At 41.9% G+C, this 270-nt stretch carries 1 protein-coding gene; it reads right to left on the bottom strand.

From position 1 onward, the window contains the following. Positions 1 to 216: hypothetical protein (locus SB772_RS41290; protein WP_410838688.1), on the bottom strand; the 216-nt coding region annotated here is incomplete at its 3' end. Positions 217 to 270 lie beyond the last annotated feature (54 nt).

Below are 270 nucleotides of genomic sequence, written 5' to 3'. Positions count from 1 at the left end.
ATATGTGTAACCCGGCTTATCGCGCATTTCTGTGATTTGCCAGTAGTAGTAAAACATCAATAGCGCGTGCATTCCAACGCGAACACGGTCATCATTGGGAAATTTTGTTTTTGATGCCAATAGGAAAACGTCGTTGTTTATAGTGTTTGAAAAATATTTTCCAATTTGCGAGTATTTCGAGTAGTCGCCGGGATAGGTAGTGAAAAGCGATACCATCCAGAATATCTGCTGGCAATGCCGCGATTCATGATAAAGGGCATTTGTGAGTCC

The sequence above is a fragment of the Paraburkholderia sp. SIMBA_030 genome (assembly GCF_046535245.1).
Taxonomy (GTDB): domain Bacteria; phylum Pseudomonadota; class Gammaproteobacteria; order Burkholderiales; family Burkholderiaceae; genus Paraburkholderia.
The sequence above is the reverse complement of the archived record's forward strand: the minus strand, read 5'-3'. Positions and strand labels throughout refer to the sequence as shown.